Annotated in this window: 24 protein-coding genes; 8 read left to right on the plus strand and 16 right to left on the minus strand. The window is 67.9% G+C overall.

Annotation, left to right across the window (positions count from 1 at the left end):
* Positions 1-57 precede the first annotated feature (57 nt).
* Both AC6EUH_RS10765 and AC6EUH_RS10770 read right to left on the minus strand, forming a co-directional pair.
* Entirely contained in the window at positions 58-666 is a 609-nt protein-coding gene (locus AC6EUH_RS10765; protein ID WP_499738613.1) for a DnaJ family domain-containing protein, read from the minus strand.
* A gap of 140 nt (positions 667-806) precedes the next feature.
* Positions 807-1,586, minus strand: a complete 780-nt coding sequence (locus tag AC6EUH_RS10770) for an SDR family NAD(P)-dependent oxidoreductase (RefSeq protein ID WP_499738702.1) — start codon at positions 1,584-1,586, stop codon at positions 807-809.
* Between the two features lie 84 nt (positions 1,587-1,670).
* Between AC6EUH_RS10770 and AC6EUH_RS10775 the strand changes: the two genes are divergently transcribed.
* The 4 genes from AC6EUH_RS10775 (at position 1,671) to AC6EUH_RS10790 (ending at position 3,959) form a co-directional block, all read left to right on the plus strand.
* Positions 1,671-2,276 carry a TetR/AcrR family transcriptional regulator gene (locus tag AC6EUH_RS10775; RefSeq protein ID WP_499738614.1) on the plus strand — a complete coding sequence of 202 codons (606 nt, stop codon included), beginning with the start codon at positions 1,671-1,673 and terminating at the stop codon, positions 2,274-2,276.
* A 190-nt stretch (positions 2,277-2,466) separates the two neighbouring features.
* Positions 2,467-3,042 carry a TspO/MBR family protein gene (locus AC6EUH_RS10780; protein ID WP_499738615.1) on the plus strand — a complete coding sequence of 192 codons (576 nt, stop codon included), beginning with the start codon at positions 2,467-2,469 and terminating at the stop codon, positions 3,040-3,042.
* Between the two features lie 213 nt (positions 3,043-3,255).
* Positions 3,256-3,612, plus strand: coding sequence for a YidH family protein (locus tag AC6EUH_RS10785; protein ID WP_499738703.1), 357 nt, complete (start codon positions 3,256-3,258; stop codon positions 3,610-3,612).
* 2 nt (positions 3,613-3,614) lie between these two features.
* The gene (locus AC6EUH_RS10790; RefSeq protein WP_499738616.1) at positions 3,615-3,959 is read left to right on the plus strand and encodes a DUF202 domain-containing protein; all 345 of its coding nucleotides are present in this window, start codon (positions 3,615-3,617) and stop codon (positions 3,957-3,959) included.
* A gap of 100 nt (positions 3,960-4,059) precedes the next feature.
* Here AC6EUH_RS10790 and AC6EUH_RS10795 read toward each other — a convergent pair whose 3' ends face one another.
* From AC6EUH_RS10795 to AC6EUH_RS10810, 4 genes are all read right to left on the minus strand, one after another.
* On the minus strand, positions 4,060-6,285 hold the full coding sequence (locus AC6EUH_RS10795) for an alpha-galactosidase (protein WP_499738617.1): 2,226 nt from the start codon (positions 6,283-6,285) through the stop codon (positions 4,060-4,062).
* A 124-nt stretch (positions 6,286-6,409) separates the two neighbouring features.
* On the minus strand, positions 6,410-7,753 hold the full coding sequence (locus tag AC6EUH_RS10800) for an ABC transporter substrate-binding protein (protein ID WP_499738618.1): 1,344 nt from the start codon (positions 7,751-7,753) through the stop codon (positions 6,410-6,412).
* Between the two features lie 51 nt (positions 7,754-7,804).
* Entirely contained in the window at positions 7,805-8,731 is a 927-nt protein-coding gene (locus AC6EUH_RS10805; RefSeq protein ID WP_499738619.1) for a carbohydrate ABC transporter permease, read from the minus strand.
* Between the two features lie 10 nt (positions 8,732-8,741).
* Positions 8,742-9,701, minus strand: a complete 960-nt coding sequence (locus tag AC6EUH_RS10810; protein WP_499738620.1) for a carbohydrate ABC transporter permease — start codon at positions 9,699-9,701, stop codon at positions 8,742-8,744.
* A gap of 207 nt (positions 9,702-9,908) precedes the next feature.
* On the opposite strand from AC6EUH_RS10810, the gene AC6EUH_RS10815 reads away from it, so the two are divergent.
* Positions 9,909-10,961 (plus strand): LacI family DNA-binding transcriptional regulator, encoded by a 1,053-nt coding sequence (locus tag AC6EUH_RS10815; protein WP_499738704.1) that lies wholly within the window; start codon positions 9,909-9,911, stop codon positions 10,959-10,961.
* 153 nt (positions 10,962-11,114) lie between these two features.
* On the opposite strand, the gene galK is transcribed toward AC6EUH_RS10815, so the two are convergent.
* Both galK and galT read right to left on the minus strand, forming a co-directional pair.
* The gene (galK, locus tag AC6EUH_RS10820) at positions 11,115-12,296 is read right to left on the minus strand and encodes a galactokinase (RefSeq protein ID WP_056430179.1); all 1,182 of its coding nucleotides are present in this window, start codon (positions 12,294-12,296) and stop codon (positions 11,115-11,117) included.
* The gene (galT, locus tag AC6EUH_RS10825; protein ID WP_499738621.1) at positions 12,293-13,432 is read right to left on the minus strand and encodes a galactose-1-phosphate uridylyltransferase; all 1,140 of its coding nucleotides are present in this window, start codon (positions 13,430-13,432) and stop codon (positions 12,293-12,295) included. Before galT ends, galK begins: the two co-directional genes overlap by 4 nt.
* A gap of 168 nt (positions 13,433-13,600) precedes the next feature.
* Between galT and AC6EUH_RS10830 the strand changes: the two genes are divergently transcribed.
* Positions 13,601-14,419: a DeoR/GlpR family DNA-binding transcription regulator gene (locus tag AC6EUH_RS10830; RefSeq protein ID WP_499738622.1), complete on the plus strand. Its 819-nt coding sequence runs from the start codon at positions 13,601-13,603 to the stop codon at positions 14,417-14,419.
* A 4-nt stretch (positions 14,420-14,423) separates the two neighbouring features.
* On the plus strand, positions 14,424-14,846 hold the full coding sequence (arfB, locus tag AC6EUH_RS10835) for an alternative ribosome rescue aminoacyl-tRNA hydrolase ArfB (protein WP_499738623.1): 423 nt from the start codon (positions 14,424-14,426) through the stop codon (positions 14,844-14,846).
* A 7-nt stretch (positions 14,847-14,853) separates the two neighbouring features.
* On the opposite strand, the gene AC6EUH_RS10840 is transcribed toward arfB, so the two are convergent.
* The 3 genes from AC6EUH_RS10840 to AC6EUH_RS10850 form a co-directional block, all read right to left on the minus strand.
* Complete coding sequence (locus AC6EUH_RS10840; RefSeq protein WP_499738624.1) at positions 14,854-15,198, minus strand: DUF6221 family protein; 345 nt, start codon at positions 15,196-15,198, stop codon at positions 14,854-14,856.
* Positions 15,199-15,258: 60 nt separating this feature from the next.
* Positions 15,259-15,633 (minus strand): nuclear transport factor 2 family protein, encoded by a 375-nt coding sequence (locus tag AC6EUH_RS10845; RefSeq protein ID WP_499738625.1) that lies wholly within the window; start codon positions 15,631-15,633, stop codon positions 15,259-15,261.
* Positions 15,634-15,764: 131 nt separating this feature from the next.
* Positions 15,765-16,559 carry an alpha/beta fold hydrolase gene (locus tag AC6EUH_RS10850; protein ID WP_499738626.1) on the minus strand — a complete coding sequence of 265 codons (795 nt, stop codon included), beginning with the start codon at positions 16,557-16,559 and terminating at the stop codon, positions 15,765-15,767.
* Between the two features lie 99 nt (positions 16,560-16,658).
* Between AC6EUH_RS10850 and AC6EUH_RS10855 the strand changes: the two genes are divergently transcribed.
* A complete protein-coding gene (locus AC6EUH_RS10855; RefSeq protein ID WP_499738627.1) occupies positions 16,659-17,231 on the plus strand; it encodes an MOSC domain-containing protein in 573 nt (190 codons plus the stop codon).
* Between the two features lie 101 nt (positions 17,232-17,332).
* Here AC6EUH_RS10855 and AC6EUH_RS10860 read toward each other — a convergent pair whose 3' ends face one another.
* The 5 genes from AC6EUH_RS10860 to AC6EUH_RS10880 all read right to left on the minus strand — a co-directional run bounded on the left by AC6EUH_RS10860 (position 17,333) and on the right by AC6EUH_RS10880 (position 22,081).
* A complete protein-coding gene (locus AC6EUH_RS10860; protein WP_499738628.1) occupies positions 17,333-18,454 on the minus strand; it encodes an NAD(P)/FAD-dependent oxidoreductase in 1,122 nt (373 codons plus the stop codon).
* A 57-nt stretch (positions 18,455-18,511) separates the two neighbouring features.
* The gene (locus tag AC6EUH_RS10865; RefSeq protein WP_499738629.1) at positions 18,512-19,570 is read right to left on the minus strand and encodes a Gfo/Idh/MocA family protein; all 1,059 of its coding nucleotides are present in this window, start codon (positions 19,568-19,570) and stop codon (positions 18,512-18,514) included.
* Positions 19,570-20,367: an amino acid ABC transporter ATP-binding protein gene (locus AC6EUH_RS10870; RefSeq protein WP_499738630.1), complete on the minus strand. Its 798-nt coding sequence runs from the start codon at positions 20,365-20,367 to the stop codon at positions 19,570-19,572. Before AC6EUH_RS10870 ends, AC6EUH_RS10865 begins: the two co-directional genes overlap by 1 nt.
* A complete protein-coding gene (locus AC6EUH_RS10875) occupies positions 20,364-21,152 on the minus strand; it encodes an amino acid ABC transporter permease (protein WP_056430206.1) in 789 nt (262 codons plus the stop codon). The genes AC6EUH_RS10870 and AC6EUH_RS10875 overlap by 4 nt, the downstream gene beginning before the upstream one ends.
* Before the next feature lie 83 nt (positions 21,153-21,235).
* Positions 21,236-22,081: an ABC transporter substrate-binding protein gene (locus tag AC6EUH_RS10880; protein WP_056430209.1), complete on the minus strand. Its 846-nt coding sequence runs from the start codon at positions 22,079-22,081 to the stop codon at positions 21,236-21,238.
* Positions 22,082-22,222: the final 141 nt, after the last annotated feature.

Consider the following 22,222-nt stretch of genomic DNA (forward strand, 5'->3'; position numbering starts at 1 on the left):
CCGCCGGACGGCCGGCTGGCCAGGGCGCGTGCTTGGGGACGGAAGGAGAGCAGCCCGCTAAGAACCGGACCAGATCTGCCGCCACCAGGGACGGCGGACCTCCGGCGTCTGCAGCGCTTCCTGCTTGGCGACGTCGGCCGCGAGCGCCGCACGGCGTTCCGCCCAGCGCCGCAGTTCCGCCTCGACATCACGTGTCGCGGTGACAACGGGCGGACCGCCCTGCAGCTGCCGACGGGCGTCAACCACCCGTGCATTGAAATCATCCAGGAGCTCGCGGACCTGCTTCTCGGAGGGCAGCTCGTCCATCCGGGCGTCCAGCCCGGCGTCCTCCGTGCGGAGCAGGATGGCTTTGGGTCCCATTCCGGTGATGTTTTCACGCTGCATCAGGCCCTTGACCCACCAGTCAGGGTCGTACTTCTCCCCCAGTCCCGGGATGGGTTTGCCGGCGTATTTCAAGTGGTCGAATTTTCCCTGCGCCATGGCATCGCGGATCAGGTATTCCGCCCTGGTGGCTTCGTCGAACTTCGCGCGCAGGTCCCGTTCCTTCTCTTCGGCAGCGGCCAGCTCCTGCTCCTCCTGGAGCGTCAATCCGCTGACCCGCAGGGTCCGGAGTTCCGCTGCGCGTTCCACCCGGCGCCGGAACGCCCCGCTCGATCCGCTGCCCATCGCTACCCTTCCCGTTGACCGCCCGGCTTCCTTCTTCCAGTATGCGAATCAAAGTCGTGGCGGCCAAGGCACGGGAAACAGGAGCGGACGACGGCGGGAGCTCCCCGCCGTCGTCCGCCCTCGTAGTGCCCGGCTGGTTGTCAGACCGCGGACCAGCCCCCGTCGGAGGCGAGGGTCGCGCCGTTGACGTTGGTGCCGTCGTCGCTGAGCAGGAAGGTGATGGAGGCTGCCAGCTGGGCCGCGGTGGCGGGGGCCGGGATGTTGGCACCCATCAGCGGGCCGAGCCGTTCGGCGGCCAGCTGGGAACCCCAGGTGGCCTCGATGTTGGTGATGGTGGCGCCGGGGGCCACGGCGTTGAAGCGCAGGCCCTGCGGCCCGTACATCACCGCGGAATTCCTGGTCAGGCCGACGACGGCGTGCTTGGACGCGGTGTACGCGGCGCCGGCGGCGGAACCGCGCAGGCCAGCTTCGGAGGCGACGTTGACCACGGAGCCGGAACCGGCCTCCAACATCAGCGGCACCACGGCGCGGGTCAGGCGCATGAGGGCGGTGACGTTGATCCTGAAGACCCGGTCCCAGGTGTCGTCGTCCACCTCGTGGATCGGCGCGAAGTGGTCCATGATGCCCGCGACGTTCGCGAGGGCGTCCACCCTGCCACCCGCGGCAGCGACGACGGCGGCCACGGTGTCTTCCGTAGAGATGTCGCCGGCCACCGGGATCAGGTCCAGGCCGGCGTTCCCGGAAACCAGGGCATCCAGCCGCTCAGCGCTGATATCGGCGGCGATGACGCGGCCGCCTTCCCCGGCGACACGCAGCGCCGTGGCGAGACCGATGCCCGAACCGGCGCCCGTGACGATGACCGTTTTGCCGGCGAACCGGCCTGCGGTGATGATTTCCTGCCATGAAGCGTCGTTGCCCATGATGTCCTTCCGAACGTTGCGGGATGTTGTCATTTCCCACCTTATGACACGCTGTGTCATTATGAAAGGGTGAATACTGGTGGGATGCCCGCGCAAGACTCCACGCCTGCCGAACCGCGTTCCTCCGGGCGCCCGGCGACTATCGATCCGGACGCCATCGCCGGCCTCGCGTTGCGGCTCTTCGCCGAGGACGGCTACGAACAGACGTCGATGGAGGACATCGCGCGCGCGGCCGGGATCGGCCGCAAGAGCCTCTACCGGTATTTCTCCAGCAAGGCCGATCTCATCTGGGGCGGCATGGAACCGGTTGTCCGCGCGTCCGGCCTGGTCCTGGAGGAGGCCCGAATCCGCGGGGCGGGCGATGACGGGATCATGGCGGGTTTGCGGGCGGCCGCGAGCGCCGGGGTGGCGGCGATACCCGACCTGGCGGTGTCGCGGGGGCGGTTGCGCCTGATCGCCCGGCATCCCGAACTGGCCAGCCGGAGCTACGGTTCCCTGGCGCCGCAGCGCGACGGGGCCCGGCGTTATCTTGTGGACCGCGGGGTTCCCGAGGCCACCGCGGGTTACCTGTGTGCGGCTTATCTGGCGGCGACATTTGAAGCGTGGATGCAGTGGGCGGAGGGCACGGAACCTGACCCGGTGCCGTATCTGCTGGCTGCCATGGAAGTGCTGCGGGTTCCGGAGGCCTGATTCCCCGGACCCGCGGGAGCCTGCCATTGTGCGGCGCGGTGGAAGGAGCGAGATTTTCGCTGAGCCAGCTGGCCGTCGCTGCGCGAAATTCCGCACGCTACGCGAATACGGCAGCGCCGAGTATTTTGCGCAGCGCCCGCCATTTTGCGCGGCGTCGAACCGCGACGGCGGGAGACCACAGCGTCGCGGTTTGACGTACAAGCCCCTGATTGTTCACAGTAAGTCAGTGCTGGCCAACGTTGAAGAAGTCCCCCCGCTCCCCGCGCTGATGGGCGGCCGCCCCTGGCAGCGGCAGGGCCCGGCACTGATCGGCTTCCTGGCGGTGTCATGGTTGGTGTCGCTGCTGGGCTCCCTGCCGATCCGGATGAACGGCACATGGTACGCCCTGGCCGACAAGGCGCCGTGGACACCGCCGGGGTGGATCTTCAGCTCGGTGTGGCTGGTGCTCTACGCCGCCATGGCCGTGGCCGCGTGGCTGGTGTGGCGGCAGCGGCTCCTCCCCCGTAAGGCTGCTTTTAGGGCCTATGGGGTCCTCCTGGTGCTGAACCTGGCATGGCCGCTGATGTTCTTCGGCCTGTACCCGATGCTGGGGGCCGCCGCCTTGTGGATGGCACTCCTCGTTATTGGTGCCCACGCCGTGGTGGCAACACTGACGGTGCTGTTCTTCGGGCCGATCAGCAGGACTGCCGGATTGCTGATGCTGCCCTACGTTTCGTGGTTGGTGTTCTCGGCGAGCCTGAACCTTTATGCCGCCATGAACAACTGACAGGCACGGAGCGACGGCCGGAGAGTGCGGAATTATTCCGTGGGGTGACATCCTGAGAACACTATGACCGCGCACGAAGAAGGCCCCGACACGTCAGACCACGGCCGCGAGGCACCCGCACCAGAGAAAGCCGGCAGCGAGGCTCCGGCTGCGAGCGGCCCCGGAACGGAGGCTTCCGGGGCCGTTGCGGGCACAGACCGGAGCCGCCGCGGGGTGTTGGCCCGGGCGCTGGGCGGCGGGACCGACCCGGATCCGCGGTTCACCCTGGCCAACGAGCGCACGTTTTTGGCCTGGATCCGGACCTCGCTTGCCATGGTGGCCGGCGGCATCGCCGTGGAGGCCTTCACCTCGGGGCTGCTCGGCCCGGAAATCCGAAAAACCGTGTCTGTGCTGCTGCTTCTGCTGGGGATGGTGACCGGCGGCGGCTCGTTCTTCCGCTGGCTCAACGTGGAACGGGCCATGCGGCACCAGACTCCGTTGCCGGCGCCCTTGCTCGCTCCGATCCTGGCGGCCGGCGGAGCGCTCGTTGCGGCCGTACTGATCGTTTTTGTGATCGGGCGGTCAGCCTAGCTGTGGCGAACACCAGGTCCGCTGCGGTGCACAACGACCCGGGGCTCCAGCCCGAGCGTACGGATCTCGCCTGGCGCCGGACCTCATTGACGCTCGTAACGGCGGCCTGCATCTTCCTGCGCTGGGTACCCCGCTACGGCTGGTTTGCCGGCACTCTGGTGGCCGTTTCACTGTTGGTCGCCTTTGGCATCGCGCTGACGCAGCGGCGCCGTTACCACCACCACGCCAGCGGCATCGGCGGAGCGGCGATGGCCGCGAATATCAGGGGGACGGCGGCCATCGCCGGCAGCGTCGTGGTCCTCGCCGCACTCGGCATCTACACCGTGCTGTTCCTGCCGTTGCAGTAGGTGCGACAGCACTTGGGTTCGACAGCGCCCCATCGACTGCTCCGCATCCGCCGTCTTGGGGGCTCAAAAGGGCGGATGCGGAGCCGTCGACGCGTTGGGGTTAGGCGGTGGTGACCTGCAGCAGCAGGGCGTGCTCCGGGTTGAGGACGGGCATGGGCAGGCCCACCTCGGCCAGGAAGCGGCCGCTCGCCGTGGCGCCGGACTCCAGCCAGGCCGGAGGCTGGACCTGGGTGAAGGTGCGGGCGTAGTCGGCGTCGCCCGGGGCCGGGAAGACCGCTTCCACCCGGTAGTCCGCGTCAGCGGCGAGGCCGGGGATGGTGATCCGGCCGGGCTGCTCCGCGGGTGAGGTGCCGGTGCAGGCCAGGGTGAACAGTGCCGCCGTCGAGCCTGCCGCCGCAGGACTGCTACCGGCGGCCACCACCCCGTGCAGCATCAGGGACTGGTCGGCCAGGTCGGCGCGGACCATGCGGCCCGAGTGGATTAGGCCGCGGTGCTCCTTGTAGATTCCGATGAACCGCTTGAGTTCCTCCCGCTGCACACCCTGGACCTGCCGGACGTCCCATTCCATCCCGAAGTGCCCGAACAGGGCGGTGATGGCGCGGAAGGAGAGGTCGTGCGTGCGGGCGGTGGTGTGCGAGGTGGTGGGGCCGACGTGGCCGCCCACCAGTTCCGGCGGAACCACCAGCCCGGTCCACCGCTGGATGCTCTGCCGTTCCAGGGCGTCGTTGCAGTCCGAGGCCCAGATCCGGTCCGTCCGTTCCAGGATGCCAAGATCCACGCGCGCGCCGCCGGAGGAGCAGCTTTCAATCTCGACGCCGGGATGCGCGGCCTTGAGCGCGTCGAACAGCCGGTACGCCGCGAGGGTCTGTTCATGCACCGAGGCGCGGCCGGCGTGGCCGTGTTCCAGCAGGTCCCGGTTCTGGTCCCATTTGAGGTAGCTGATGTTGTTCTCGCGCAGGAGCGCATCCACGCGGTCATAGATGTACTGCCAGGCGTCCGGGTTGACGAGGTCAATGATGTGCTGGTGGCGCCATTCCAGCGGCAGCCGCCCGCCGTCCTTGTAGCTCTTGACCGACGGGCCGACGATCCACTCCGGATGTGCCCGGACGACGTCGGAGTCCAGGTTGACCATCTCCGGCTCCACCCACAGCCCGAATTCCATCCCGCGGGAGGTGACGGCGTCGATCAGGGGGGTCAGACCGGAGGGCCACAGGGATTCGTCCACGTACCAGTCGCCCAGGCCGGCGTGGTCGTCGCGCCGGCCGCGGAACCAGCCGTCGTCGAGCACGAAGCGCTCGACGCCGAGCTCCGCGGCGGAGTCCGCGAGTTCGATCAAGGTGATGAGGTTGTGGTCGAAGTACACGGCCTCCCAGGTGTTCAGCACCACCGGGCGGGGTTTGCCCGCGCCGCGCTGTCCAGTCCGCGACAGCCCGGCTGCCGCCGCGGCGGGCAGCACGTGGTGCGGCCGGTTCCGGAACCAGGCGTAGAAGGATTCGCTGATGCCGTCCAGGCCGCGGTCCGAGTGGGCGGCGAACAGTGCGGGCGTGGTGTAGCTGCCGCCGGGAGCCAGGACCACCTCGGCCGGGCCCAGCAGCTCGGAGCCGCCGATGATGGTCCGCCCGTCCGCGGCACTGTCCGCGAACTGTTCGTGGTTGCCGCTCCAGGCCAGGTGGGTGGCCCAGACCCTGCCGTGGCGATTGCCGAAGCCCGCGGTTCCCGCGGCGAAAAGCAGCGAGGCGTCGTGTCCGGTGCGGCCATGCCTTCCGGTGCGCACCCACGTGCCCTGCTCGATGGCGCGGCGCTGCGGGTGGCGTTCCCGGCACCAGCGGCCGGTCAGGTCCAGGAGCTCGACGGCGTCGGACGCCACCGGGAGCACGGTGGCCAGTTCGTCGAGCTGGTACGGCGAGGTGCCGGTGTTGGTGACAGTGTGCCGCAGTTCCAGCAGTCCGCCGTCGTGCAGGGTGAGGGCGGACGAAATGCGGATCCCTGCGTCGGCGTCGGCCTGGACAATCACCGCGGAGGTCCCGACGGCGCCGGCGGTCACCTCCGCGACGCGGAGGAGGACTGAAAAGTCGTAGCCGGGAACGCCGTCGGCGATCCGGTGGCCGCGCAGGGCGGGGCGGCCGCGCCAGCTGGAGGAAGCCTGCGGCAGGAGCCCGGCGGGGACGGCGGCGTCGACGGCGGAGTGCGGGACGGGGGCTCCGAGGATGGCCAGATCGGGCAGGGAGTCGCCCAGATCGGCACCCCAATGGATGACCTCGGCCTCTCCGCTGTCGAAGCTGATCACCAGGCTGGTGCTGGCGGAGCGGAGGTACAGGGGTTCCATGGCAGGTCTCTTTCGGTGGTTCGGGAGGCGTCCGGGACGCGGGGCACGTGCGGGGATGGTCCAGGGGGAATACCGGATGCCGCCGCCGCGAGGAGGTAGCGGCGGCATCCGGGGCGGGTGGGCCCTACTTGAAGAGGGCGTTGACCTGGTTGTTGGCTTCCGTGAGCGAGCTGGCCGGCTTCTTGCCGGACACAACGGCGTCCATGGCGGGCTCCATGATGCCCTTGACCTTCGCGGTGTTGTCCGTGATGGGATACAGGAACGTGGTGTTGTCCTTGACGTGGCCGGTGAACGCTGAGACATCCACGCCCTTTGCCTTGAAGGCCTCCGCGGCCTTGTCGGACGAGGACTTCAGCGCGGGGAAGACGACCGCTTTGGAGGCCACGACGTCCTGGCACTCGGCAGAGGCGAGGTACTCCACCCACTTGATGGCGGCGTCCTTCTTCTTGGTTCCGGCCCAGATTGAGTCGGCCAGGCCGTTGAACATGGAGGCCCGCTTGCCTTCCGGGCCCACCGGGGTGGGGGCGATGCCCACGTCGAGGCCCTTGTAGCCGGTGTACTGGCCGGTCATCCACGAGCCGTGGGCGTTGATGGCGGACTTGCCCGCTGCGAAGGTGTCCGCCATGCTGGCGCCCACGGTGGTCTCGAGCTTGGGCATGTAGCCCTTCTCGACCAGCTGCGCGAACCAGTCCATGCTCTCCTGGAACCTGGGGTCGTCGTAGTTGTAGTGCGTGCCCCACGGGTTCTTGTCCGTGTGGGACCATCCGGTGGTGTTGGTGAGGTAGCTCCACTCCGTCTGGCCCGAGGAGTCGCCGCCGCCGTTGAGACCCAGGCCGTAGACGGCAACGTTGTTCTTGTCGAAGCCGGGCTCGTCCCCGCGCTTGCCGTTTTTGTCGACCGTCAGGTGGGCGATCGCCTTCTCGTAGCTGCCGCCGTCCTGCGGGTTCCAGTCCAGCTTGGCCATCTGCTCGGCCGTGAGGCCCGCGGAGTCGGTCATGGCCTTGTTGTAGAACAGCCCGATGGTGTCCCAGTCCTTCGGCAGGCCGTAGCGCTTGCCGTCCTGGCCGACCCACAGGTCGGCCAAGCCTTCGTTGTAGGCGGCCAGGTCCACATTGTCCTTCTCGACGGCGTCGTCAATGGCCAGCAGCTGCTTGTTCTCTGCGAGCTCGCCGTAGCGGCCGAGGTGGTTGGTGAAGACGTCCGGGGCGGTGCCGCCAACAAAGCCGTTGGTGAGAGTGCTCCAGTAGTCTTCCCACCCGCGCTGGGTGATCTTGACCGTGATGTCGGCGTTGGCCTTATGGAAGTCAGTGGCGCACTGCTGGTAGGCGGGAAGCTGGTTGGCGTCCCAGAGCCAGTAGCTGATCTCGCCCTTGGCTGACTCTGCGGAGGAGGATGAGGAACCGCCACAGGCGGACAGGGAGAGCGCCACAGCAGCGGCGACGGCGACGGCGCCGAGGGATTTTTTCATGGTTCTACTTTCCGTTCGGGAATGGGGAGGAGCGGGAGGGAGTGGGGGTGGCTATTTGATGCCCGAGAAGCCGATGGAGTTGACGATCTTCTTGCCGAAGGCGGCGAAGAGGATGAGGACGGGCAGTGCCGAGACCAGGGTTGCGGCCATGAGGCCGGACCAGTCCGGGGCGCCCTGCGGGGACTGCGATTTGAAGACGCCGAGGCCTACCTGCAGGACGCGGACGTCCTCCTGGGATCCGACGAGCAGCGGCCAGAAATATTCGTTCCACTGGCCGATGAAGGTGAGCAGGGCCAGTGTGGCGATGGGCGCGGCGGCGTTGGGGAGGACGATCTGGAAGAAGATGCGCAGGTGCTTGGCGCCGTCGAGCATGGCGGCTTCTTCGACCTCGCGGGACATGTTCAGGAAGAACTGGCGCAGGAAGAAGATGGCGAACGGCGTCATAAAGACGTATGGCAGCACCATGCCGAGCATCGTGTTGAGCAGGTCCAGGTTCTTGATCAGCAGGAAGTTGGGCAGTGCCGTGAAGATCGGCGGAACCAGCATGGTGCCCAGGAACAGGCTGAAGACAAAGTTCCGCCCCCTCCAGCGCAGCCTGGCAAAGGCGTAGGCAGCCAACGCGCTGAAGAACACGGCCCCGGCGGTGGTGATGGACGAGAAGATGAGGGAGTTCCGCAGGTAGAGCCAGAAGTCGATCGCGGCCCCCGAACCGCCTTCGGCGATGGCGTCCTCCGGGCTCTGCAGCCCGAACACCCGCAGGAAGGCGCCGAAGGTGAAGTCTGCGGGCAGCAGGCTGGCTGATTGGGATGCCAGGGACCCGTTGGTGGACAGTGCCGTGCGCAGCACCCAGAGGAACGGGAGGACGGAGACCGCGATGGCCAGGACCAGGAGGGCCCATGCACCCGCGCGGCGGGGGTTGAACGGACGACGGCGGCGGGCTGGGGCCGGCAGCGGTGCGCGGCTGATGGTGGTGGTCATGCGGGACTCCTTAGTCCAGGTCCGACTCGTTGCCCTTGAGGAACTTCATCTGGATGAAGGCCACGAGGGCGAGGATGAGGAAGAGAATGACGGCGATGGCGGATCCGTACCCGAAGTCCGACTCGGTGAAGGCGCGCTGGTAGATGTAGTACTGGATGACGCGGGTGGCGTTGACCGGTCCGCCCTGGGTGGTGACGGCAACGGTGTCGAAGACCTGGAAGGAGCCGATCACTGTCACCACGAGGACCAGCACCAGGACGGGGCGCAGGAGCGGGACGGTGATCTTGCGGAAGGTCTGGAACGGTGAGGCGCCGTCCAGCTTGGCCACTTCGTAGAGGTGGCCCGGAATGGCCTGCAGGCCGGCGAAGATCAGCAGCGCGGTGTAGCCCATGTGGCGCCACGTGTTAATCAGGGCCTGGGTGGGGATGGCCCACTCCTCGCTGCCGAAGAACGCGACCCGGGGCAGACCGGCCCACTCGATGAACTGGTTGACCACACCGATCTGGTAGTCGAGCATCCAGAACCAGAGCAGGGCCGCGATGACGTTCGACATCAGGTAGGGCAGGAGCAGTGCGCCGCGGATGAGCGTGGATTTCGCGACCCGGTGCATCAGGAGGGCGAGGCCCAGGGCGAGCGCCGTCTGGAGGGCGATGTTGATGAGGACGTACTGGCCCGTGACGGCCAGGGAGTTCCAGAAGAGCGGGTCCTGGGCGATCGCCGTGTAGTTGTCCAGGCCCACCCATTCCGGATCGCCGAGGATGTTGTACTCCGTGAAGCTCAGATACACGCCGCGGATGGTCGGAACGACGTAGAAAAAGATGAATCCGATCATGGCCGGTGCGATGAACAGCAGGGCAATCTTGAGGTCACCGAGGCTGCGTCCGCGGCCGGCCCGGAGGAGGGTTTTCCCGCGGTGCTGGGGCTTGGATCCGCCAGCCACGGGATCCGGAAGTTTGGTGATGGTAGTCATCGTTGACTCTTCCTGGTGGTGTGATGTGGGTAACAGCTGTACACGAATCTACACGAGTAGATTCGAGCTTGCAAGAAAAAGTTCCCGCCTTTTAGGCGATGATCTCGTACCGGCCGGTAACCGTTGACTCGAGTAGATTGCCGTGGGACACTGTCTGAAATGTTCATCTCGAGAGGCGCCCCGTGAGCGATCGGCCCTGTGGCTAGCATGGAAGCCATGACGACTTCGGCAGTGCACACCCCCCGCGGCCCGGTGACCCGCAAGGACGTCGCCCGCTACGCCGGGGTGAGCACCGCCGTCGTGAGCTATGTGGTCAACGGCGGCCCGAAGAAGGTGGCCCCGGCCACGGAGGCGAAGGTCCAGGACGCCATCCGCATCCTGGGCTACCGGCCCAACGCCGCCGCCCGCGCCCTGAAGTTGGGCTCCAGCGAGACCATCGGCCTGATCGTCCCGGACAACACCAACCCGTTCTTCTCGCTGCTGGCCCACGCCGTCGAGGACGCCGCGGCAGAGCTCGGCTACGCCCTGCTGCTGACCAACTCCGACGGCAACCTCACCAAGGAGCGCCGGAACATCCGCAACCTCGCCTCGCGCCAGGTGGACGGGGTGGTTCTCGCCAGCGTGCTGTTTGAACCCGACCTCGCGGCCCTCGAATCGGCCGAGATCCCCGCGGTGCTCCTGAACCATGGCGGCAAGTCACCCGGCTTCAACAGTGTGGGCGTGGACCTGGCGGCCGGGGCACGGATGGCGGTGGACCACCTGATCGGGCACGGGCACACCAACATCGCCCTCGCCATGGGCACCAACACCGGCCACGACTACGACCTGCGTGAAGAGGGCTGGCTGCAGGCGCTCGCAGCGGCCGGGTTGCCGGAGGGACCCATTGTCCGTGGACCGTTCAGCCGGGAGGGCGGGTACGCCGTCGGGCGCAGGCTGCTTGCCTCTGCGGACCGGCCCACGGCCGTCTTCGCAAGTTCGGACATGCAGGCGATCGGCATCCTTCGCGCCATCCACGAAGCCGGGCTGAATGTGCCGGGCGATATCGCCCTGACCTCCTTCGACGGTGCCGCCGAGGCCGAATACAGCTGGCCCGCCCTGACGACGGTGGAGCAGCCCGTCCGGGTGATGGCGGAAGCCGCCGTCAGTGCCCTCCTCGGAGCACGCCGCGGCGAGCCGGCGGAGCACCGCACCTTCCCTACCGAACTGCGGGTCCGGCAGTCCTGCGGCTGCCCGGCCCAGGCCTCATCGGCTACTCCCTAACGGCCCTTTTGAGGGGTCTCAAGGGCCGTTTGGGCCCACGCCGGCAGGGTTCCCTGGCCGAGCTTGCGAGGCGAGGGGGCCGTTTGGGCCCACGCCGGCAGGGTTCCCTGGCCGAGCTTGCGAGGCGAGGGGGCCGGTGGGGAGCACTCGACGTCAGGACAGGCGCTCCGCTCCGGCGGCCGGCGTGACCGTGAAGATGTCCGGCGCGGTGAAGCCAGCGTCCGCGAAGGCACGCACGACGGCGCCGCGGACCTGCTGCTCGTCCTGCACCGGGGTGAGGGCGATCGCTGAGCCGCCGAAGCCGCCGCCGGTCATGCGGGCCCCGATGGCGCCGTGGCTTCGGGCCGTGTCCACGGCAAGGTCCAGTTCCGGGCAGGAGATCTCGAAGTCGTCCCGCATGGAGGCATGGCTGGCATCAAGGAGGGGTCCGATCCGGGCCGGGCCCTGGGACCGGAGGGTGTCCACGGCCTGCAGCACGCGGTCGTTTTCGGTGACGATGTGCCGGACCCGCCGGAACGTCACCGGATCCAGCAGGCCGCCGGCCTCCTCCAGGTCCGCGACGGCGACATCCCGCAGGGTTTTGACGCCCAGGACCTCGGCGCCGAGCTCGCAGGACGCCCGGCGGGACGCGTAACCGCCGTCGGCGTGGGAATGCGCCACCTTCGTGTCGATCACCAGCAGGACCAGCCCGGCATCCTGCGCCTGGAACGGGACGAGCTCCACGGACTGGTCCCGGCAGTCAAGGAAGACGGCGTGCCCGCTGGCGCCGCGCAGCGACGCCGACTGGTCCATGATGCCGGTGGGCGCGCCGACGAAGGCGTTTTCGGCATGGTGGGTGAGTGTGACCATTTCCTCGGCGGTGAGTCCGGCGCCAAGCAAATCATTCAGGGCAGTGACGACGGCGCATTCGATCGCGTGCGAGGAGGAAAGCCCGGCACCGAGAGGGACGTCGGAGTCGAGGAGAAGATCAAACCCCGGGACGTCGAGGCCGCGCTGCTGCAAGGCCCAGACCACTCCCAGCGGGTACTTGGCCCAGCCTTTGACGGCGCCCGGCGCCAGGGCGGCGAGGTCGGCGTCGACGAGCCCCTGGTCGCCGAACGTGGACAGCAGCCGGACTCGACTGTCCTTACGGAGGGAGCCCTCCCGGAGCCGGACGGCGGTCCTGGCCCGCTTGTCGATTGCGAAGGGCAGGACGAAGCCCTCGTTGTAGTCGGTGTGCTCGCCGATCAGATTGACCCGGCCCGGAGCGGCCCACACGCCCTGCGGGGCGGCGCCGAACGTGGCCTCGAACCGGTCCGCCAGGGCGCTGGCGTCGATGCGTGTGGTGGTGTTCATGCGGGGGCGCCTTCCGGGGTCAGGGTGGTGCGGCTTGCGGCGCTGGCCACTTCCCGCAGCCTGGCGGCGACGGATTCCGGCGTGGTGTCGTTGATAAAGGCTCCCATGGCGGCTTCGGAGCCGGCCAGGTACTTGAGCTTGTCCGCGGCGCGGCGGGGTGAGGTCAGCTGCAGGTGGAGGTGGCCGTCCCGGCGCAGGGCCGGCTCCAGCGGAGCCTGATGCCAGGCCGCGATGTAGGGGGTGTGCGTCGGGTACAGGGCGTCGAAGCGCTTCAGGAGTTCGGGGTAGAGCTCCGCCAGCTCGTCGCGTTCGGCCCCGTTCAGGGCGGCGAGGTCGGGGACCTGGCGGTGCGGGACGAGGTGGACTTCCAGGGGCCAGCGGGCCGCGAAGGGGACGTAGGCGCTGAAGAGTTCGCCTTCGAGCACCATGCGGCTGCCGTCGTGGCGTTCGGCCCGGAGCAGGGAGGACGTGAGCGTCGCCCCGCCGTCGGACGCGGCGGAGTAAGCGCCCGCTGCGGCCGCCAGCACCGCGGCGCGGGGCGTGACGTAGGGGTACGCGTAGATCTGCCCGTGCGGGTGATGCAGGGTGACGCCGATGTCGGCGCCCCGGTTTTCGAACGGGAAGACCTGCTGGATGCCGGGCAGTGCGCTGAGCGCTTCCGTGCGGTGGGCCCAGGCGTCGATCACCGTCCGGGTGCGGCGCCAGCCCAGCCCGGCGAAGGATCCGGTGTGCTGCGGGGTGAAGGCCACCACCTCGCAGCGGCCGACGGCGGGCGCGGTGGTCCCCCAGCCGGGCGCCGGCGGGACGTCGTGCGTGGCCGGCCCAAGGGAGGGGAAGCGGTTCTCAAAGACGGCGACGTCGTAGTCCGGCGCCGGGATCTCGGTCTGGTTGGCCGGCGTCGTCGGGCAGATGGGGCACTGGTCCGCCGGCGGCAGGTGCGTGCGGGACTGCCGGTGCGCGGCGACGGCGACCCATTCCCCGCTGAGCGCATCGAAGCGCAGCTGGCCCGGTTCGGGGCGGGCGGGCAGCTCGCGGTGGTCCACGAGGGAGGCGGCGGGCCGCTCCGCAGACCCGGCGTCGTCAAAATAGAGGATTTCGCGGCCGTCGGCCAGGCGGGTCATGGTGGTTCGCGTCATGGCTTCAGTTGTACACGACAAAAACATTTTCAAACAATAGAGCACAAAATGAAGCAGAAAGTGTGTGCTTTTGACGGGTACGGACACTAGGATGTGTAGGTGGAAGCCCGGGCAGTCGTTGCTTACCGCTCCCCCGAATCCCCGCCGGAACCCCACAAAGGACTCAGAATGCTCGCCGCAGCACGCCACTCCGCCATCATCGCGGAGGTCCAGCGCGAGCGGATCGTCCGCGTCGCGGACCTCGCCCGGATGCTGGGCGTGTCCCTCATGACCGTCCGCCGGGACATCGAGGCACTGGACGCGGCCGGCGCCGTGGAAAAAATCCATGGCGGGGCCAAGCTGCCCGGCGCAGTGAGCACCCACGAGCCCGGCTTCGAGCTGAAAGTGACGCAGCTGCAGGACGAGAAGATGGCGATCGCGCACGAGGCCGCGGCCCAGGTGCGCGAAGGCATGGCGGTCGGGCTCAGCGCAGGCACCACCACCTGGGCGCTGGCGCAGCTGCTCTCCGCCGGGCCCCGGATCACCGTGGTGACCAACTCGGTGCGCGTGGCCGACGTCTTCCACCAGAGCCCCTCCCCGTCCACCGTGATCTTGACCGGCGGCGAGCGCACGCCCTCCGATGCGCTGGTGGGGCCGCTGGCGACGTCGGCCCTCAAGCAGCTGCACCTGGACGTGTTGTTCCTGGGCGTCCACGGCGTGGATGCCGACGCGGGTTTTACGACGCCGAACGTGCTGGAAGCCGAGACGGACCGCGCCTTCGTGGCCGCGGCACGCCGGGTGGTGGTGCTGGCCGACCACACGAAGTGGGGCACCTTCGGCATCAGCACCATCGCGGGCCTGGAGGAAGCAGACGAGCTCATCAGCGACGAAGGACTGCCCGGGGAGGCCCGGCGGATCCTGGGCGAGCGGGTGGGCCGGTTGCGGCTGGCACCCGGTGGCGGCGGACCGGCCCTAGGCGGCGGACCGGCCAATATCGTGCAACGCTAGTTCCATGGATCTGGAGGTGTCACCCGCGCTCACGATTCCCGCATCAGAGCTCGGCTGGCGGTTCTCGCGGTCGTCCGGGCCCGGCGGCCAGCACGTCAACACCTCGGACAGCCGCGTCGAACTCTCGTGGAACATTGTCGCCTCAACGGCGCTTTCGGAAGAGCAGCGGCTGCGGCTGGCCACACGGCTCGGACGGCGGCTCGTCGCCGGGGTGGTCACAGTGACCGCGTCCGAGCGGCGCTCCCAGCTGCGCAACCGTGAGATCGCCCTGGCCAAGCTCGCCGGCCTTGTGGCAGAGGGCCTTGCCCCCGAGGCTGCCAGCCGCCGGCCGACCAAGCCTACCCGGGGATCGAAGCAGCGCCGCCTCGCGGCCAAGGGACAGCGGGCGGCGACGAAACTGCAGCGCAAGCGGCCGTCCGCCGAGTAGCCCCGGGCTATTCAGCCGGCACGTCGGTGGGCAGATCCGGCGACCATCCCGGATCGTAGTCCGGGTGCTCCCGATAGGACCCGGCCAAAATGGTCAGCATGGCCCGGCGGGCGACGGCAACCGTCCCCTCAGCATCCGCGGGATCCTCGATTCCTTCGTCCTCGGCAGCTTGCTTCCAGCTGGCGATGATGGCCCTCTTCTGCGCGCATTCCTCCTCCATCCGCTCGCCGAGGGAACCCTTGCCGTCACCTCGCTCGTCTGGACGATCGGACGTGCCGACAACGAACATGCCATCCCGGATAGCTGCTTCTTCTTCCGCGATGCGCGCTTCCAGAAACTCGACGATGTTCATGGCCACCATCATTGCACCCGCAGTCTTGTGCATGACGGTGTCATCCGATTCTGATTTCCGCTAGGTTTTTTCAACCCACTGGGCGCGCCAGGCCGGCGCTTCGAAGGCCTCGCTCCAGTACGCCGTTTCCGTGGCAATCTTGCCGTCCCGGAATTCGAAGATAAAGACCGTTTCATACGTCGGGCCGTCGTAGTCCAGTGACGCCTCGAGGACCACCAGGTCACCGCCGCTGACCAGCCTGCGGGGCGTGATGGTCGGCAGCTGCGGGAAGGTGTTGTAGATGGCCCTTCGGTTCTCGGCGCCGCGGACGAGTTCTCCGGATTGCGGCCAGTGCATCACCGCGTCGTCGTGGAACAGCTCATCCATGAGCTCAACCCGACGGTCATTGATGCATGCGACCAGCCGTTTCACCACGTTCTCGTTTGCAGATTCCACAGACCTCACGCTCCTCTCTGTTGATGTCTGCATTCTGCGCCCGCACACTGGTTTGCGCCATAGGAGGAAGCCCGCCCGCAGCACCGCCACCCTCACGCTGGCTCGGCGCCGTGGTGCGCCTCCTTCCGGCCTCAGTCGACGGAGCTCAGGAATTGCGTCATATCCTCAGCCACCTGGTCGGGGCACTCCCACAGCACCAGGTGCGCGACACCGGGATAGACCTTTAACTCGGCGCCCGCTATCCGTGCCGCCAGGGCCTCCTGGTGCCGCCGCGGCAGCACGCCGTCGTGGGCTCCCCACAGGATCAGCGTGGGCGCATGAATCGTTCCGGACTCGGTGGGCGCTGAGGCGGCACACAGGCCTTCCAGAATGCGCTTCCATGCGTGCGCGGGCATCCTGATGCCGTCCTGCACCCGGTCCTCGATGAACCACCTCGGCACGGCATGCAGCAGGGGAAACCAGGACAGCGAATTCCGCACCCAGTCCTCGTCGACGGGGTCCGTGAGGCGATCGACTTCGTCCGCGAATGCAGGCCGGCCACGCAGGCTCAAGGGAGCGCCCACCAGCACAAGCGCCGCGACGCGCTCCGGGTGCCCGACAGCCAGCTGCTGGGCCACGTAGCCGCCACTGGAGGAGCCGAGAACAAATGCCCTCCGCACGTCGAGGGCATCCAGGATGGCGGCGGCATCCCCGGCCTGTTCCGCCAGCGAGTACCCGTCCGCCGGTTTGTCCGCGTCTCCCTGACCCCGGAGGTCCGGCGCATAGACCCTGAAGCCGGTCAGCCGGGGAACAAGGCGGTCGAAGCTTCGGCGCGATTCGCCCCATGCGTGCAACAGCAACAGCGGCTGCGCGCCGGCACTTCCCCGGACGAGGCACGGCACCGTGATGCCTGTGGTGAGCCGCAGAGTCCGGACCTCGGAGTCCATAGGCTCAGGGTACGCCTCGCCGGTTGCGGCCTGGCGGTCCTCCCCGCACTTCCCTTCCAGCGACGTGCCGTCCGCGGCCGGGAAGGATAGTTTGAGGACATGACGGCAAGCTACAGGTACGACATCGAGATTCTGAACCTCCTCGTGTCGCCCGCGCACGCGTACTTTGGCCGCGCCCGCGAGGGCGCAGCCGACGTCCCCACAACGGACGCGAACCGGGTGGAGCTGGTGGCCGGCAAAGGGATCGTCGGCGACCGGTTCTTCGGCAAGGCGGCGCACATGGATGCAGCCGTCACCCTGATCGCGGCCGAAGCCCTCGAGGCGATGGCCGCGGAGCTCGGCGTCGGGCCCTTTGACCCGCTGTTGACCCGGCGCAACGTGGTCCTCCGGGGCGCCCACCTGGCTCCCCTGTTGGGCCACGACTTCGCCCTCGAGTCGGGCGGGAATCTGGTGCGGCTCCGGGCAGGGCGGCCGGCCCACCCGTGTGCCTGGATGGACCAGATGCTCGCCCCGGGAGCCCACGCCGCCATGCGCGGGCGGGGCGGCGTGCGCTGCCAGCCGCTGTCGGACGGCCTGCTGCACCGCGGCCCGGCCGTGCTGGTCAGCCCGGTGCCCCTGGATCCCGCTCTCGCCGGCACGCCCAGCCTGTTGCGGCCATCGCGGCTGCCCTAGGCCGGCACGCACCGGGTCTCCGCTGCCGAATTCGCCGGAGAGCCTGACACTCAGGGAGCTTCCGGCGAACCCGGCCCGGAGGCAGCGCGGACGCATTCCCCCTACGAAAAGCGTCCCGGCCGGAAGGTGGCCAGCAGCGGGTGCTTGGCACCGGTCAGAATCTCGCCCGCAAGAAGTTCGCCCGCGATGAGGCCGAGCGTGGCCCCCGAGTGCGTAAAGGCCACGAAGCAGCCGGGCACCTGGCCGAGCTCACCGAAGACCGGTTCGCCGTCGCCGGGGATGGGCTTGTACCCGAGCTTCCAGGAGGCGGGCTTGAGTTCGGGGTTGCCGGCGATGAGCTTGGAGGCTTCATCCGCCAGTTCCTGGACCACTTCATCGGGGATGCTGAAGGAGCCGTCGGCGTGTTCGGTGATGCGCTCCTCGTACCAGTCGTGGTCCAAGGCCAGCGCGTTGCCGGGGTTGGGCCGGATGGCGGCCCGGGGGGTGTTCAGCACGGCCTTCATTTCGTGGTCCACAGGCTTTGTCAACACCAGCATGGAAACCGGGGAGCCGTTCGGGATCTCGACGCCGAGGGGCGCGACGACGGCGGGCGTTGCGGCCCCGCAGGCCACCAGCACCGTGTCCGTTGCATAGGTGTCCCCTGCCGCCGTCTCGACGCCGGTGGCCCGGCCGGCATCGACTGTGACGGAGACCTTGCCGGCGTTGAGGACGAGTTCCCCGCCGAGGGAGTGAAACTCCTCCATCAGGAAGTCCACCAGTTCGGGCAGGCTGACCCAGCCTTCGCCGGGATTGAAGATGGCGTTCTCCGCTACGGCGTCCGGATCGAGGCCGGGTGTCGCGGCGGAAATCTGTTCAGGTGCCAGGAGTTTGGAGTCGTAGCCGATGGACGTCTCGTAGCTGTGGCGCGCTTCCGTGGCGGCCCGCTGTCCGGGAGCGTTCCACATGAGGCCGCCGCCGAATTGCAGCCAGTCCCGGCCGGGGTCAGCGGCGAAGAGCGTGCGGTAGCGGTCCACGCCGGCCACGCGGAGCTGGTGGTAGGGGGTGGACCGCTCGCCGGCGGAGTTCAGCCAGGACAGCGAGCGGCCCGTGGCGCCGCTGGCCAGGCCCTCTTCGCTCAGCAGGATGACGGACGCGCCTTCGCGGAGCAGGTGGACGGCAGTCGAGACGCCGAGGATGCCGGCGCCGATAACGGCCACGCGTTTGGTTGAGGGGGTGGAGGACATGAGTCTTCCTTTCTTTGCAGGTGCTTGGGTTGCGCACGGCCCCCGTGGGGGATGCGGTTAGGGCTGGGCGAAGGCTCGGATGTTCTCGATGACCTTCAAAATGTTGAGTGATTCTTCGGGGTCGACCGGCCGCGGTCCTTGGCCCCGGAGGGCTGCCGCCAGCCGGGTGTAGAACTCGGGGTAGGCTCCTCTCTTCGCCGTGACCGGTTTGGTGCCTCCATCCACGCCAATTCGGCCCCAGGATTCCTCGGGGTCCAGGCCGTAGGCGGGATCCGACGGCGGCATGCCGGTTGCGAGGGCGGGCTCCTGGCTGTCCAGGCCCCACTTCGTGTACCCGGCCCGGGACCCCAGGACGTGAAAACGCGGGCCGACCTGGGCTGCCATGCCGTTCATCCACAGCCGTGACCGGACCCCGGATTCATGGAGCAGCGAAACGAAGGCCTCGGTATCGGCTCCGTCGGGATGTCCATGGTTGGCTGTCTCGCCGCTGCTTTCAGCCACAGGGCCGAAGAGCTGAATGGCCTGGTCTATTAGGTGGGCGCCGAGGTCGTTGAGGATGCCGCCGCCGTCGGACACTGCCGCCGTGTCCCGCCAGTTTCCGAAGCCTTCGGGCCGCCACCACTCAAAGCGCGACTCGAAGCTGCGGACTTCACCCAGCGCCCCGTCCCGGAGAAGTTCTTGAAGCGTTAGGAAATCGGCGTCCCACCGCCGGTTCTGGAACACCGTGAGCTTCACCCCGGCGTCGGACGCCCGGGTGATGAGCTCTGCGCCATGCGCCGCCGTGGTGGCGAAGGGCTTGTCCACCACCAGATGCAGGCCGTGGGCGATGGCAGTCGCGGCGAGGTCGAAGTGCGTCAGCGGGGGCGTGCCGAGGACCACCAGGTCCAGGTCGCCGGCGAGGGCGAACAAAGCCTCGGGCGTCGGGACGATCCGGGCCTGCGGGTAGAGCCGTGCCGCCTCCGCGGCTCGGCCAGGATCAGCCGTAACGATCACGTCCAGCGAGTAGGCAGAATGCGCCGAGATCAGCGGGGCGTGAAAGACCTTGCCCGAGACTCCGAAGCCGACGACGGCTGTGCGGATGGGTGTCGCGACGGTGTCTTCCTCCAGGGTCTCCATCAGAGCACTTCCGAAAGGAAGCGCTGGAGGCGTTCGCTTTGCGGGGTGTCGAAGAGTTCGGCGGGAGTGCCGGACTCGACAACCTCGCCTTCATCCATAAAGACCACCTGGTCGGCGACTTTGCGGGCGAAGCCCATCTCATGCGTGACCACCAGCATGGTCATGCCGCGGCGGCCAAGGCCGGCCATCAGGTTCAGCACCCCCTTGACCAGTTCCGGATCCAGCGCGCTGGTGGCCTCGTCGAAGAGCATGACTTCAGGTTCCATCGCCAGGGCGCGTGCGATTGCAACGCGCTGCTGCTGCCCGCCGGAGAGGTCCCGGGGCCGGTGGTCGGCGCGTTCGGCGAGACCCACTTCGGCGAGGCGGCGGTGGGCGCGCTCCCTGGCTTCAGCCTTGGGCATTCCCTTAACGCTCCAGAGGGCCAGTGCCACATTTTCGAGGGCGGTATGGTCCGGAAAGAGATTGAAATGCTGAAACACCATGCCGATGCGGCTGCGCAGGAGATCCGGCTTGACCTCCAGCGCGCTCTCGCCTGCCAGCACCACGTCCCCGCTCTTGGGTTCGTGCAGACGGTTGACGCCGCGGAGAAGGGTGGACTTCCCGGAGCCGGAGGGGCCGATGATGCAGGTGGTGGTGCCGGGGGCGACGGTGAGGCTGACATTGCGAAGCACCTCGATGTCGCCGTAAGCCATGGTGAGGTTGTTCAGTTCCAGGCTGGAGCCATGGAAGGTCTCGATGTCGGGGGCGGTGTTCTTTGCACCGGTGGTGCTGCTGGCGGTGTTGCTTGCGAGGCTCATGTGTTGCTCCCGGTTGTCAGCGGTGAGGCCGCGGCGAGTTCTTTGACTTCCTTGAGGCCGCTACTGGGCGCGGCGGGGCGCCGCCGGCCGGTGCGGAAGCGGTTGTCGAAGTAGTTGACCAGATGGGTCAGGGGCACCGTGATCAGCAGGTAGAAGATCCCGGCCAGGACCAGCGGCGAGAGGTTGCCGGAGAGGACCGCGGCGTCCTGGCCCACGCGGAACAATTCGCGTTCGGAGACCAGCAGGCCCAGGAAGTAGACCAGCGAGGAGTCCTTGACGATCGCGATGAACTGGTTCACCAGCGCCGGCAGAACCCGGCGGACGCCTTGCGGCACCACCACAAGGGCCATGGACTTCGCGTAGCTCATGCCCAGAGCACGGCAGGCTTCACCCTGGCCTTTGTCCACGCTCTGTATGCCGGCCCGGAAGATCTCGCCGATGTAGGCGCTGGCGATCAGGCTCAGGGCGATAATTCCCAAAGGGTAGGGCGAGGGGCCGAAGATCGACTGGCTGAAGCGGGCGAACCCCTGGCCGATCAGCAGGATAGTCAGGATGGCAGGTAGGCCTCGGAATAGGTCGGTGTAGATCCGTGCGGGGATACGGAGCCACTTGGACGGGGAAATCCCCATCACGGCGACCACCATGCCCAGGACAACGCCGATGATCGTTGCGGCAATGGAGATGATGAGGGTGTTAAGGAGACCGACTCCCAGAAGCTGGGGCAGGACTTCGGCCATTGCGCCGAAGTCGAAGAAGGTGCGGGTGATGGTGCTTAACCAGTCCATGGTTGCTCTCAAACGTAGGTGGTTTGTGGATGCCGGGCGGGCCGCACGGTGGGGCCCGCCCGGTCAGGTGGCGGCTGGGCCGTTTACTTGCTCGGCGTCGGGCTGGCCGTCTGTTCGGCCTTCGGCAGGTACTGCTCGGGCATCGGGGAGCCCGGGAACCACTTCTCGTAAAGCTTCTTCCAGGTGCCGTCCTCCATGGCTTCGGCGAGACCCTTGTTGAGGGCGTCCGTGAAGGCCGTCTTGCCTTTCGCCACGGCGAAGCCGGCGGGGGCGTCGAAGGACGGGATGTCGGCGGCGCTGACCAGTCCGTACTGTTTTTGGTAGGCCTTCGCGGCCTCGTAGTCCAGGAAGTGTGCGTCGATGGATCCGCTGTTCACCGCCGAGATGGCGGTGTTGTTGTCCGGGAAGCGCACGAGGTCCGCGGTGGTGAAGTTCTTGACGGCGTAGGCCTCCTGGAGCGTTCCCTGCACGACGCCGAGGCGCTTGCCGGAGAGCCCGTCGGCGTTGGCGATGCCCGAGGTCTTTGTGGTGATGACGGTCAGGTAGCCGGCCAGGTAGCCGTCGGAGAAGTCGACGGTCTGCTTGCGCTTGTCCGTAATGCCGATCGCCGCGACGCCGGCGTCGAACTGGCCGTTGGCGACGGCGGCCAGCAGTCCCGAGAAGTCCTGTCCGGTGAAGACGACGTTGTCGACTCCGGCGCGGTGGGCGACGTCCTTGAAGAGTTCGACGTCGAAGCCGGTGAAGTTCCCCTGGGCGTCGGCGAAGGTGTAGGGCTTGGAGTCGCCCAGGCTGGCGACGCGAATGGTGCCGGGCTCAATCAGGCCGTAGGGGTTGTCCGCGGGCGTGGACGAGGCGGAGGACGTGCCGCCGCAGCCGGACAGGGCCAGGACCGCGGCCACAGCAGCGGCGATGAGCGCCACAGGGCGCATCTTATTTCCTGTGTTCACAGCGTTTCCAATCATGGAGGGTGAGGGGTGGGGCAGACGGGCAGTGAGACCCGCGGCGCGGGACTGTCGATGTGGTCTTGCTGAGTCCGGTCTCAGTCCCTAGGATTGAGACCGGACTCACAT

Source organism: Arthrobacter sp. 001422645 (assembly GCF_059816125.1).